This is a genomic window from Microbacterium hatanonis (assembly GCF_008017415.1).
GTDB classification, from domain to species: Bacteria; Actinomycetota; Actinomycetes; order Actinomycetales; family Microbacteriaceae; genus Microbacterium; species Microbacterium hatanonis.
In genome coordinates, this window is record NZ_VRSV01000001.1 from 1,372,018 (window position 1) to 1,384,326 (window position 12,309).

Sequence of the window (12,309 nt, forward strand, 5' to 3'; positions counted from 1 at the left end):
GACCCTTCTCAGGCGTGTCGCTCGGGTCAAAGCATCTCGAGGTTGCTCTGCAGCTCGAACGGCGTCACCTGGGCACGGTACTGCTGCCACTCGCGACGCTTGTTGAGCAGCACGTAGTTGAAGACCGTCTCGCCGAGCGTCTCGGCGACGAGCTCCGACTCCTCCATGTAGGAGAGGGCGTCGTCGAGGCTCTGCGGCAGCGGGGCGTACCCGAGGGCGCGACGCTCGGAGTCGGTCAGCGACCACACGTTGTCCTCGGCCTCGGCCGGGAGCTCGTACTCCTCCTCGATGCCCTTGAGGCCCGCGGCCAGCATCAGTGCGTAGGCGAGGTAGGGGTTGGCCGCTGAGTCGAGCGCGCGGTATTCGATACGCGAAGACTGGCCCTTGTTCGGCTTGTACATCGGCACGCGCACCAGGGCGGAGCGGTTGTTGTGGCCCCAGCAGATGAAGCTGGGGGCCTCGTCGCCGCCCCACAGGCGCTTGTACGAGTTGACGAACTGGTTCGTCACGGCCGAGATCTCGTTCGCGTGGCGCAGGAGGCCGGCGATGAACTGTCGGCCCACCTTGGAGATCTGGTATTGCGCGCCCTCCTCGTAGAAGGCGTTCATGTCGCCCTCGAACAGCGACATGTGCGTGTGCATGCCGCTGCCGGGCTGCCCGCTGATCGGCTTCGGCATGAAGGTCGCGTAGACGCCCTGCTCGATCGCGACCTCTTTGATCACGGTGCGGAAGGTCATGATGTTGTCGGCCATCGTCAGCGCGTCGGCGTACCGCAGGTCGATCTCGTTCTGACCCGGTCCGCCCTCGTGGTGGCTGAACTCGACGGAGATGCCGAGGTCTTCCAGCATCCGCACCGACCGGCGACGGAAGTCGTGCGCTGTGCCTCCGGGCACGTTGTCGAAGTACCCGGCGGAATCGACGGGCTCAGGCTGTCCGTTGGCACCGAGGGTCGACGACTTCAGCAGGTAGAACTCGATCTCGGGGTGCGTGTAGAACGTGAACCCGGCATCGGCGGCCTTCGCGAGCGTGCGCTTGAGCACGTGCCGCGGGTCGGCGACGGCGGGCTGGCCGTCGGGAGTCGTGATGTCGCAGAACATGCGTGCGGTCGGGTCGACCTCGCCGCGCCAGGGCAGCGTCTGGAACGTCGTCGGATCGGGATGGGCGAGCAGGTCGGACTCGTAGGAGCGGGTCAGCCCCTCGATCGCCGAGCCGTCGAAACCGAGACCTTCGGCGAAGGCGCCCTCCACCTCGGCGGGCGCGATGGCGACCGACTTGAGGGTCCCCATGACGTCGGTGAACCACAGGCGCACGAACTTGACGCCGCGCTCCTCGATCGTGCGCAGTACGAAGTCACGCTGCTTGTCCATGGTGTCCCCTCGGGTTACGGATCGACTACTTCTGGGCGCCGTCGGCGCCCCAATTCTTCTCGCGGGCCTCGTCTTCGTCCCACTCCCGCGAACGCTCGCGCAGGAGGGCGGGAGCGTTCGCCGCCTCTTCGGCGGTGTCGAACGGGCCGGCGCGATCGACCATCGGAGACGCGAAGCCGCGCTCGACCTGGCCCGTCGTCAGGTTGTACCAGTACTTCTCGCTGTCATCGGTCACGGAAGACTCCTCGTTTTCACACGGCGCGCGGGCGACTTCGAGGTTCCGAAGGGCCACTGTCGATCCTACTGATCGCGCACCTCCCGCTGGATAGGGTGGGGGCATGGCATCGAACGCGTCGAAAGCAGTCGGAGTGGACATCGGCGGGACCGGCATCAAAGCCGGGATCGTCGACCTCGAAAAGGGCGAGCTCCTGAGCGACCGCATCAAGGTGCCCACCCCCGCCGGCGCCGAGCCAAAAGACGTGCTCGACGCGGTGACGCAGGTGCTCGACAAACTCGGCGTCGCCGACGACACCGACATCGCGCTCGGAGTCGCGTTCCCGGCGATCGTGAAGAGCGGACGCACACTCTCCGCCGCGAACGTGTCGAAGTCGTGGATCGGCTTCGAAGCCGAGAAGTTCTTCGAAGACGGCCTGGGCCGCGGCATCCACTTCGCCAACGACGCCGATGTCGCCGGCATCGCCGAGGTCCGGTACGGCGCGGCGAAGGGCGTCGAGGGTCTCGTCATCCTCACGACACTCGGAACCGGCATCGGCTCGGCGATGATCTACGACGGCGTACTGATCCCCAACAGCGAGCTCGGTCACCTCCAGCGCGCGGAGCACAAGCGCGACGCCGAGGGCTATGCCGCCTACTCCGCCATGGAGCGCGAAGAGCTGTCGTGGGAGAAGTGGGCGAAGCGCCTGCAGTGGTACTACGACTACGTCGAGTTCCTCTTCAGCCCCGACCTGTTCGTCGTCGGGGGCGGCGTGTCGAAGCACTCCGACGAGTTCCTCGGTCTGCTGAAGCTGAACACGCCGATCGTCCCCGCCGTGCACCGCAACAACGCCGGCATCATCGGAGCCGCTGCGCTGGCCGTGCCTGTCGTGGAGGCGTTGCCGGCCGTCAAGTAGGGCGGGTCTCGAGAGGGTGCGAATGGGCCGGCCTGTACGCCGGGTTCTGTCCGGGGGCGTGAGCCCCGTGGACGGTCATCTCTCTACGCGACACGTTGCCGTGCCGCTCTAGCGGCCTACCCGGGGACTCGGCGAGCCGCGTCAACATCCCCTGTATGGCCTTGCTCCGGACGAGGTTTACCGTGCGGGTCGTGTCACCACGACCCCGGTGGTCTCTTACACCACCCTTTCACCCTTACCCCACGGCCCCTTCGACAAGCTCAGGGACCGCAGAGGCGGTCTGCTCTCTGTGGCACTGTCTCGCGGATCACTCCGGGTGGGTGTTACCCACCGTCCTGCCCTGTGGAGCCCGGACGTTCCTCGGCACGGGCGAACCCGTGACGCGACCGTCCAGCCGACCCATTCGCGTGGTCGAGTCTAGGCGGCGATCACGCCTTCTCCGCGCTGTCGGCGATGTGCACGTCGAGTCGGAAGTCGACGGGGAAGCCCCCGAAGAGCAGGCGGCCGGCGGATGCTGCGGCCTCGACAATCGCGTCTGCCGCCGCATCCGCGTGCTCGGCGGGTGCGTGCACGACGACCTCGTCGTGCAGGTAGAACGCGAGATGCGCCTGCCGGGCGAAGACCGGACCCGAGGCGCGCGCGGCCCGCTCGGGCGCGACGACGGGCATCGCCGCGAGGCGATTGCGCAGCTCGGCCATCCACGCGAGCGCCCATTCCGCGGCGGTTCCCTGCACGACGAAGTTGCGGGTGAATCGACCGCGGTCTCGGCCGACCCGACGAGCGAGGTCGGTGTCGGCGGCGGATGCCGCGTCGTCGGTGGCGCCGGATTGCACGTCGCGCCAGGCGCGCGACGGGGGCGGCGACGTGCGCCCGAGCCAGGTGGAGACGACGCCGCCGTCCTCTCCGATCCGCGCCGCGTCGTCGACGAGCTTCATCGCGCGGGGGTACGTTCTGCGCAGCTGCGGAACGAGACGCCCGCTCTCGCCGGAGGTGGCGCCGTACATCGCGCCCAGGAGAGCCAGCTTCGCTTTCTCGCGGCCCTCCAGCTTGCCGTGCTCGGCGATCGCGCCGTAGAGGTCGGCCCCTCGCGCCGCATCTGCCAGTGCGGTGTCGCTCGACATCGCCGCCAGTACCCGAGGCTCGAGCTGCGCGACGTCGGCGACGATGAGCTTCCACCCCGGATCGGCCCGCACGGCCGCGCGCAGCTGACGCGGGATCTGCAACGCTCCACCGCCCGACGACGCCCAGCGCCCGGTGACGACTCCGGCGGGCACGTACACCGGCCGGAAGCGATCGTCATCGACCCACTCCGCGAGCCAGCTCCAGCCGTTCGCGGTGAGAAGGCGCATCATGCGCTTGTACTCGATGAGAGGAACGACGACCGGGTGCTCATGCCGACGCAGCTCCCAGCGCGAGGTCGACTCGACGTTGACGCCGACCCGGTGCAGTGCGCGCAGCAGCTTGGGTTGGGAGTCGAGACTCGCCTGTGGGTCTCCGAGCGCGTCGCGCACCTCGGTCGCCTTGGCGACGATGGCCGCGGGTAGGCCGCCGTGCGCCGGTCGCTCCCCCAGCATGCCGGTGAGGATCCTGTCGTGCTCCACGGCGTTCCAGGGAAGGCCCGCCGCTCGGAGCTCGCAGGCGATCAGCGCCCCCGCCGACTCCGCGGCCGTCAGCAGACGCAGGCGGCCCGGATCGGAGGCCGTGTCGAGGGCATCGCGCTGCCGAGCGAACTCGGCGAGAGCGCTGTCGAGATCCCCCGGCAATGCGTCGGCACCCGAAGGCAGATCGAACAGTGCGGGCGCAGCATCCGTGCCGTCGACTCCGGCGGCATCCCAGGCGCGCGCCGCCCGCACCGGGTGGCCGGCGGAGACGAGTTCGGAGTCGCGCAGGATCGCGTGGGTGAGGCGCAGATCGTGGCAGCGCGCGATCCTCACCCCGGCGGCGAGGAGCGACGGATACCACGCGGGGGTGTCGCTCCAGACCCACCGCACGGAGCCGAGCGACTCCTCGTGCGCGATCCGCGCGATGAGATCAGCGGAGCGCACGCGATCCGTGGCGATCGTCGCGCCCGTCGCATCGAGCGAAGCCCAGAGCGTGTCGCCGTCGTCGCGCCCGAGGACGATCCAGTGGGGGCGCGGGTCAGCGCGCGTCACCGGAGTGGGGGCTCACAGCCCGGATTCTTCGGTGCGCACGAGGATCGCGCCGCACTCGGGGCAGTTCACCACGAGGTTGTCGGCCGCCTGGCGGATCTTGTTCATGTCGGTGCCCGAGAGCACCATGCGGCACGCTTCGCAGGTTCCGCGGTGCAGGTGCCCCGCGGCGTTGCCGCGCGTGGCGAGCCGGTCGTAGAGGGCGACCAGCGCGGGGTCGATGGCGCCGGCGACGGCGCCTCGGTCGCGCTGAGCGGTTTCGAGATCGCGTGTCGCGTCGGCGACGACCTGCTTGGCCTCCGCGCTCAGGCGTGAGCCCTCTTCGTTCGTCGCGGCGACGACCGCTTCCTGCTCGGCAACCGCCGCATCGGCCGCTTCGAGCTTCTCCATCACGACGAGCTCGGCGTCTTCGAGGTCGGACTTGCGTCGAGCGAGGGCGGCGATCTCGCTTTCGAGGCCCTGGGCCTCTTTGGAGTTGGTGGATGCGGCGAGCCGCCCGGCGTCGCGAGCGCTGCGCGCATCGACGACGGAGACATCGCTCTCGATGCGCGACAGTTCGAGCTTGAGATCGTCTCGCACGCCGGCCCGCGAAGAGAGCTCCTGCGACAGGACGGAGCGCTGCTTGAGAAGCTCCTGCACCCGCGCTGCCTGCGGCGGGTTCTTCCGCGTGTTCTCAGCCCGTCGGATGCGGGCGTCGAGCTCGGCGAGGTCGAGCAGTCGGCGCTGGTCTGAGGGGTCGGCGTTCACGAGTCCAACCTACCCGCCGGTCTGCGTCGTGGGCGTTCACAGCTCGAGGGCCACGCCCGTTTAGACTGATCTCGAGGGCCTTTAGCTCAGCTGGTAGAGCGCCACGTTTACACCGTGGATGTCGTCGGTTCGATCCCGGCAGGGCCCACAAATAAAAGCCCAGGTCAGGGGCCATTTTCTTCGCGCACGACGTCCCAAAAAATGAACACAACATTTTCGCGGGGTGTGACAGGGGTGTGTTTCACCGCCAGGACACGCCCCTGGGGTGGGCGTCAATGGCAAATGTTCGCAAGGGTCCGCGCGTAGCCGCAACCGTTCGCAACCATCCGCACAATGGTCCGCCCTTAGCGTCAGCGTGGATGCCGTTGTTGGCAAGACTCCAACGGATATTCGTGCGCCCCGCGCAAACCTCCGGGCATTGCCGGTCAGGGCGACTAGCCCGGCTCCTCTACGCTCTCTCCGCTCGACTGTCAGAGGACCCATAGAGCCGGGGTCTATGAGACGAGGCTCCCTTGATAAGGCTCGTCACTCACCTGAGGAGTGACGAGTACGCGGGCCATCATCGGACGGCGCCAGGCGTTCGTGTCACGGCATTCTCCTGCGGCCGCGCATAGGTCTGTCATGACAACGTTCAAGGCCTCGGCCAAGCCCCCGTCCACCCTTCTCACACTCCGTGATCTGTGCCAGTACACGCAGACTCCGGCGAGCACCATGTATCAATTGCTGTCGCGAGGTGCTGGCCCAACGTCCCTCAAGATCGGTCGCAATCTCCGGTTTCGCCCTTCAGATATCGATGCCTGGCTCGATGGCCTCGCGCACAGCACGGCGGCCGGCGACGCAACGCTGGGACGGGACTCATGAGCGTGGAGAAGCGCCCCAACGGAAAGTGGCGTGCGCGCGTCTACTCAAAGGGGCACTCGATGGCCTCTCGTACGTTCAACCTCAAGCGTGACGCCGAAGCCTGGCACAACGAGCAGGCTCGCCTGCTCCAGATTGGCGATTGGGTAGATCCTCGACGTGCGGACGTCCAGATGACAGATCTCTTCAAGCAGTATCTGGAAGCGACCAAGAGCGTCAGCAACCCGAAGTCCTACGATCTTGCAGAACAACACATTCGAACCCATCTGGACCCGCGCCTGGGTCGGCGACCTGCAAGCGCAGTCTCAGTGCGGCTCCTCGAGACGATGTACCGAGATCTCCTGAACGCGGGACTCGCCGAATCCACAGTGCGGCGTATTCGTGACACGCTGTCGTCCGTTTACACGTGGGCTATCAGGAGCGAGATTCTCCGTACCCACACGGTGCGGGACAGCCGCGTGACCGCACGAAGGGTTCAATCGACACGTAGGGCAATCTCGCCCTTCTCTCGTGACGAACTCGCGCGGACCCTCTCGGCGCAACGCGCGCTCAACCCTGCCTACGTATTGGTCACCGAATTCGCTGGGCTGACCGGCTTGCGCTGGGGTGAGCTTGCTGCCCTGCGGGTAAGCAGCGTCAAGCTTGATGAGCCCGTCCGGCTTCTCGTCGTTCGTTCGAAGTCGGAACGCTACCCGGAGAAGACGACGAAGTCGGAAGTCGGGCGTCGTGTGCCCTTAGTCCCGCGGGCCCGCGAAATTGCGCTGTCGCTTATCGAGGGAAAGCAGCCGGACGAGCACCTGTTCACTTCGTCGCGCGGTCTGCCTATTACGGCTCCGAACTTCAAGAGGGACGTGCATTGGGCTCATACCAGTCAGGATCATCGATTCCATGACCTTCGGCACACCGCCGCAACAGAATGGCTTCGAGCAGGAGTCGAACTGACAACCGTTAGCAAGTGGCTTGGTCATGCCAGTCCGACCGTCACCCTGAACATCTACAGCCACTACGTCGGTGACGCAAGTGACTTCGCCGCTCTTGAGAGGCTCGCGCGAAAGACGGATGAGTAACGACAACCCCGCGGTCGTCCGACCTTCGTACGCCGTGCCGCCAATCCGCCCGCGGATGTTCCCAGATCTGAACCCTTGACCCCCTGCATGCCATGCAGGTGCGCTACCAGCTGCGCCACAGGCCCGGATGGTCTCGCTTCGTACCAGAACCCCCGGAATCTGGCCCTTCGGCTTCACTCCGGTGGTGGTGACTGCCAGCATACGCGACTGGACTTCGAGAAATCTGGACGCCTCTGGAGCGAACTCGAGGTACCTGAACCGTCGAGTTTGTGTCTACATCTCAAGTCCTCGAACGAAACGCCACTCCCAGCGAGACTACCGAGCAAGGCGATCCACCCGACCGCTGAACGATTCGTACCACGGCCCCGGCGACCACGACCCCTCAGCCGAGGCCATCGCCTTCGCAACGATTGCCCAGTCCCGCGGCGACGGATGCCGCGGCGACGGCCGTTCGAGGTTGGCGAGCTCGCAGAGCGCCTCGAGCGCGAGATCAAGGTCTCCCAACGGCGAATTGAATCGTCGGACGGATTCCCAAAGCCTGTCGAAGGCGCGATCCACCTCGCCCAAGGCTGCCAGAATGCGGCCGTCCGTGAGCGCGTCGAGTTGGAGGACCCAGCCGGACGCTTCTTTGTACCCGTTGAAGGCGCGAGCATACGCGGCATCGGCCGCGTCGGGTCTTCCCATCGCTGCATACGCACGTGCGAGAAGCGCCTCAAGTTCCGTCTGGGCAAGCGGATCATGCCAGTAGGGCCTCTCGGTGTCACCGTCCTGCAGGTCGCTCTCGTCCGACTCTTGCGGTCGGTAGGCGTCCAGCAGGAGGTCACTCACGTCGGCGGCTGTGCGGGCTGGGTCGCCTTCGGACCAAAGTTCTGCGATCTCGTCGGCGTAGGGACGGCGAAGCCCGGAGTCGTTGAACTCCGACATGGTGACAGTCGCGACGAGTGATTCCTCGAGCCCCATGAGCTCGTCCTGCCAATGCTCGAGACTTCGGATCTCGTGATCAGGGTCTGCGATGTCGTGCTGCCAGGATGCCTTCGGGTTGTGATCGACGAGCGTGGGACGCGGATCGGCTGCGTCGATGATTGCGCGGAGTCTCTGCTGCTTCGACTCATCCCACCACGGCACGAAGGACCACCAGGTCACGCTGTCGACGACCTCAAACGCGATGGTCGCCCACTCCGCTCGCCTCAGAGCCGAGTCGATCTGGGGATTATGAGCTTCGATCGTGGCGAGCTCATAGAGCGCCTGTACGTACAGGTCCGGGTCCCAGTGGTCATTTGCCGGCGGTTGAACGGCCATACAGAGTCGATCGATCGCCGCTTCCGGATGCCCGAGGGAGCCCTCGAGACGCGCTTCGGCGAGAAATCTCGCCTGCATCAGATACCACGGGCAACCCATATCGATCTCTGTCCACAGCGCGCGGAGGGCTTCCTCGTTCTTTCCTACGTCGAGCAGCTTTCGCCCTACCCAGGCGGAGCGAGCCCAATCCGGAAGATCGGTGAGCACTGAACGCATGTCTCGGGCGCGCGCGAGCTCTGCCCGCGCGTCATGGAGCGCTTCGCTAACCTGCTCGGGATCACGTCGGGGTCTCCTTGGGGATAGAGAAACATCGGGAACTCTCTGGGATAGCGGCCAGGCGTGATGACATCCGCCTGCCGGCGCGCCGCACGTGTTGACGATCAGCTGTCGCCGGTTCGATCCGAAGGGACTTCTGAGTTTCTGAATCTGCTGTCTTCGGCTATGAGGGCCATCCACTCGGCTTCAAGCGCGCTACCAATGCGCTGCTGGCGAGCAATCGACTCTTTGAGCCAGGCGATCGTTGCGGGCACCATCGCGAGCAGCTGCGGGTAGTTGAGCGCGGCCGGATTCATTCCGAAGACGAGACCCGTCTTGACCAGCGTTCCGGACGTCGCGACAGTGTGGCCAAGCAGAAGCATCGAGCGGAGCTTAGCGATCTCCAGATTTCGCTGGTCGGCGGTCTTCCCAGTCGAGAGAGCGTCGAGCATCCAGTACGCCCGGATGATCACTTCGACAGCCGCGGGGACGATGCCCATCGTCAGAAAGTGTCGGAGGTCGTAGCCGTTTCGGTACATGTCGCGGGCGACGTCCGTCCAGGGCACCTGTGGCCCGTCCTTCACTTTCCCGGCTACGAGTTCGAGCCACCGACGCCGGACCGCCCCGAAGCTGAGGCCGATGGCCTGCCGAGCGTGCCCCACCCGGTGAACTGGAACGTGCTCACCTCGGATCGAGCGGCATTCGAGTGGGTCGAACTCGACAGGTGGGTGAACTGGCTGCGCCGCACCTACGGGCTCGGACCGTCGATCATCCCGCCGCTGTGGCACCGACACTCCGAACTGGTCTGGGAGCTCTCCGCCCTCCACCCGCACTGGTTGTGCGCCTACGACGAGGAGCAGCATGGCTCCGCTCCCCTCGGCTGGCACCAGGACTTCGCCGAAGCGCGAGAGCGCCTGCACGACTGGGTCGCCGCCTGCGGCTCACGCCTCGACCGCGACAGAGCGACACGTCAGACCGCGTGGCCCGGAGAGCCGACGACTCGAATCATCACGCATAACCCGCTCGGGTGAGGCTTGCGAGCGCTGCCCGTTCGACCGAGGCTCAACGCATGTCGGCGCGCCGATCTGCTACCGGGAGAGCACGCCGCCTAGTCCAGCGCACGAAGCTACTCCTACGTCAACGTCGGGAGCACGCCGACCCATTTCGTTCGCGTCCTAGTCAGCTGATGTCTCGCAACGCGGTCGATTCGCAGCGCCCGCCACCGGCGAGCACCTCGCGCGGTATCTACAGATTGAGTTCCGCGCACCGATGCTGAAACGGCGTCGAGCGATCCATCGGCCAGAGCCCTATGCTCACATCTGTTCCTTCGCAGGCACCTTGGCCGGCCGGGCGGTTCGCGCCCTCGAAAACGCCGCGTCTGCTGGCGCCCTCACCCGAACACGACCTCAGCTGCACCGTCCTGCAGGCTGACGGTCACCGACGATCGCTCCAAACCGTCGCGTGGGCTCGTCACCTTGAGCGCGCGCTCGTCACCATCGCTGTCGATGACGGTCACCGCCGCGAGCCCGTCACGGCCCATCTGCAGAGGAAAGGAAACTGTGGCATCTCCGACACCGTTCAGCGTGAGCCGCTTGTCTGAATGCTTCTCAAGCCGTGTGAAGCCCTCGGCGCCGTCTAAGTCGACCCGCCACCCGAAGATCTCGAAGTGCTTGTCGGCGGTTTCATACACGAACGTACCGGGCGCCGGGTCAGCCTCGATCAGCGCGGTGCGCATGAGGGGAAGCCATTCGCCGAATGCGCGGTTGAACGTCTGCCAGTCGTGACCGTACCCCTCATATCGCGTGTAGTGGTGCTCGATGCCGAGCTCCAGAAGGCGGGAGTGCATTGCCTCGGCCGCCGCGGAGATGAACGTCGACTCCGGCGCGCCGGTGTCGCCGGCGTAGAGCGCGATATCGGTGTTCACGAGGTTCGCGGCGAGGTCTGGCCCATTCATGCGTCGCCAGCGAAGCTCTTGCTGATCGGGGTCGCCCCAGATCAGTCCGGCGACGAACTTTCCGTCGTTTCGCCACTCGCTTTCGGGTTGCAGGATGTCGATGTCGCCGGAGAAGCTGGCGGTCGCGCAGAACAAGTCTGGGCGGTAGGCCGCGTAGCGCAGAGCTGCTCCTCCCATCGACAGTCCCGCGATGGCCCGGCCGGACCGGTCGTCAATGGTGCGGAAGGTGGCGTCGACCCACGGAATGAGTTGGTCCAGGTGGTAGGTCGCCCATTGTGGTGGGCCGTAGGATCCGGCGTTGTACCAGTCGCTGTAGCCACCTGCGAAGCCGCCGTCCGGCATGACCACGATGAGCTCGTCACCTTCCGTGAGCTCTTCGGTACGGCCGCCTGCATCCGGTGTTGTCCAGGCGGTGTAGTTTTCGGTGCCACCGTGGAGAAGGTAGAGGACCGGATAGCGTCGGTCGGCGTGGTTACCGTAGTTGGCGGGGAGAAGGACTCTCACCTTCGTCTCGCCACTCGGATTCGCGCCGAGCGGGAAGTCGACGGGCGTCGCGAGCGCCTTCGTCTGAAGCGTGATCTCCCGCAGACGCGGGCTGAGCTCCTCTGCACCGACAAGAGTCAGGGCGGTTGTCTGGTCCATTTTCAGCACCCGCTTTCAGGCTGCCGGTTCGGTCTTCAAGAGGTCCCCCATTTGCTTCGCGATGAGCGTGGTTGCGAACTTGGGGTTCAGTCGCGCCAGACGGTCCATTGCGGCTGCGTCGGGCCCGATCGTGGCCCGGAAGCGGTCCTTGCGGATCGCGTCCACGATGACCCGGCCGGCTTCCTGCGGGCTTGTTGTCTTGTGCGTGCTCTTGGTTGAGGAAGCATCGCCGCCTAGGTCAACGCCGGAGTTGGCTGCGATTCCTGTGCTGATAGCGCCGGGGAAGACGACAGTGACGTGAACGTTGGTGTCAAGCAGCTCTGCGTAGAGCGCTTCGGTGAGCAGCTTGACGGCGGCCTTGGAAGCACCGTAGACCGCCTGACCTGGCACGGGCGCGTACGACCCCATGCTCGCGACATTGAGAAGGGACGCTTCCGGGCGGGCCATGAGGTGAGGCAAGAAGGCCTTGCAGACGTTGATGACACCCCAGAAGTTCACATTCATCACCTTCTCGATTTCGGAGAACGGCAGATCGGCGACCTTGACGAACTTCTGGATGACGCCGGCGATGTTCGCGACCCCGTCGACCTGTCCGTGAGCGCTTAAGACTTCGTCCGGAAGAGCAGCCACAGCGGCGCGGTCGGTGATGTTCACTGCATGCGCTGTGAATCGCCTTCCAGCCGATGCCAACCCGGCTGTCGCCTCTAGACCCTCTTGGTTCAGGTCCACGCCCGCGACCGATGCGCCGTTGGCCAGCAGTCGAAGTGCGACCTCGCGTCCGATGCCGTTGCCAGCGCCCGTGACGACGAAAACCTTGCCTGAGATGTTCATGTAGTTCCT

The 12,309-nt window shown here is 65.7% G+C and carries 11 protein-coding genes, 1 tRNA gene, 1 other RNA gene and 1 pseudogene; 5 read left to right on the top strand and 9 right to left on the bottom strand.

Annotated elements, in window-relative coordinates; all coding sequences use genetic code 11:
* Positions 1 to 26: 26 nt before the first annotated feature.
* Positions 27 to 1,367, bottom strand: coding sequence for a type I glutamate--ammonia ligase (gene glnA / locus FVP77_RS06565; protein ID WP_116646522.1), 1,341 nt, complete (start codon positions 1,365 to 1,367; stop codon positions 27 to 29).
* 25 nt (positions 1,368 to 1,392) lie between these two features.
* Positions 1,393 to 1,602: an SPOR domain-containing protein gene (locus FVP77_RS06570; protein ID WP_116646521.1), complete on the bottom strand. Its 210-nt coding sequence runs from the start codon at positions 1,600 to 1,602 to the stop codon at positions 1,393 to 1,395.
* Between the two features lie 103 nt (positions 1,603 to 1,705).
* On the opposite strand from FVP77_RS06570, the gene ppgK reads away from it, so the two are divergent.
* Positions 1,706 to 2,497 carry a polyphosphate--glucose phosphotransferase gene (ppgK, locus tag FVP77_RS06575; protein ID WP_147893769.1) on the top strand — a complete coding sequence of 264 codons (792 nt, stop codon included), beginning with the start codon at positions 1,706 to 1,708 and terminating at the stop codon, positions 2,495 to 2,497.
* Positions 2,498 to 2,516: 19 nt separating this feature from the next.
* Here ppgK and rnpB read toward each other — a convergent pair.
* From rnpB to FVP77_RS06590, 3 genes are all read right to left on the bottom strand, one after another.
* An RNA gene (gene rnpB, locus FVP77_RS06580) (RNase P RNA component class A) lies at positions 2,517 to 2,899 on the bottom strand.
* Positions 2,900 to 2,925: 26 nt separating this feature from the next.
* Entirely contained in the window at positions 2,926 to 4,650 is a 1,725-nt protein-coding gene (locus FVP77_RS06585; protein WP_147893770.1) for a bifunctional 3'-5' exonuclease/DNA polymerase, read from the bottom strand.
* 12 nt (positions 4,651 to 4,662) lie between these two features.
* Entirely contained in the window at positions 4,663 to 5,394 is a 732-nt protein-coding gene (locus FVP77_RS06590; RefSeq protein WP_147893771.1) for a zinc ribbon domain-containing protein, read from the bottom strand.
* A 75-nt stretch (positions 5,395 to 5,469) separates the two neighbouring features.
* On the opposite strand from FVP77_RS06590, the gene FVP77_RS06595 reads away from it, so the two are divergent.
* From FVP77_RS06595 to FVP77_RS06605, 3 genes are all read left to right on the top strand, one after another.
* Positions 5,470 to 5,542 (top strand) — tRNA-Val (locus tag FVP77_RS06595).
* Between the two features lie 473 nt (positions 5,543 to 6,015).
* Positions 6,016 to 6,255 (top strand): helix-turn-helix transcriptional regulator, encoded by a 240-nt coding sequence (locus tag FVP77_RS17155; RefSeq protein WP_147893772.1) that lies wholly within the window; start codon positions 6,016 to 6,018, stop codon positions 6,253 to 6,255.
* Positions 6,252 to 7,319: a tyrosine-type recombinase/integrase gene (locus FVP77_RS06605; RefSeq protein ID WP_147893773.1), complete on the top strand. Its 1,068-nt coding sequence runs from the start codon at positions 6,252 to 6,254 to the stop codon at positions 7,317 to 7,319. Before FVP77_RS17155 ends, FVP77_RS06605 begins: the two co-directional genes overlap by 4 nt.
* Before the next feature lie 315 nt (positions 7,320 to 7,634).
* Here the strand turns inward: FVP77_RS06605 and FVP77_RS06610 are convergent, their stop codons facing one another.
* Positions 7,635 to 8,825, bottom strand: coding sequence for a hypothetical protein (locus tag FVP77_RS06610; protein ID WP_147893774.1), 1,191 nt, complete (start codon positions 8,823 to 8,825; stop codon positions 7,635 to 7,637).
* Positions 8,826 to 8,998: 173 nt separating this feature from the next.
* On the bottom strand, positions 8,999 to 9,535 hold the full coding sequence (locus tag FVP77_RS06615; protein WP_222707700.1) for a hypothetical protein: 537 nt from the start codon (positions 9,533 to 9,535) through the stop codon (positions 8,999 to 9,001).
* Between FVP77_RS06615 and FVP77_RS06620 the strand changes: the two are divergent.
* Positions 9,518 to 9,865 (top strand): annotated as a pseudogene (locus tag FVP77_RS06620) (hypothetical protein); the annotation flags it as partial. The gene FVP77_RS06615 and the pseudogene FVP77_RS06620 overlap by 18 nt on opposite strands.
* A gap of 398 nt (positions 9,866 to 10,263) precedes the next feature.
* On the opposite strand, the gene FVP77_RS06625 reads toward FVP77_RS06620, so the two are convergent.
* Both FVP77_RS06625 and FVP77_RS06630 read right to left on the bottom strand, forming a co-directional pair.
* A complete protein-coding gene (locus FVP77_RS06625) occupies positions 10,264 to 11,469 on the bottom strand; it encodes an alpha/beta hydrolase (RefSeq protein WP_147893775.1) in 1,206 nt (401 codons plus the stop codon).
* Between the two features lie 15 nt (positions 11,470 to 11,484).
* The gene (locus FVP77_RS06630) at positions 11,485 to 12,300 is read right to left on the bottom strand and encodes an SDR family NAD(P)-dependent oxidoreductase (protein WP_147893776.1); all 816 of its coding nucleotides are present in this window, start codon (positions 12,298 to 12,300) and stop codon (positions 11,485 to 11,487) included.
* Between the last annotated feature and the right edge of the window lie 9 nt (positions 12,301 to 12,309).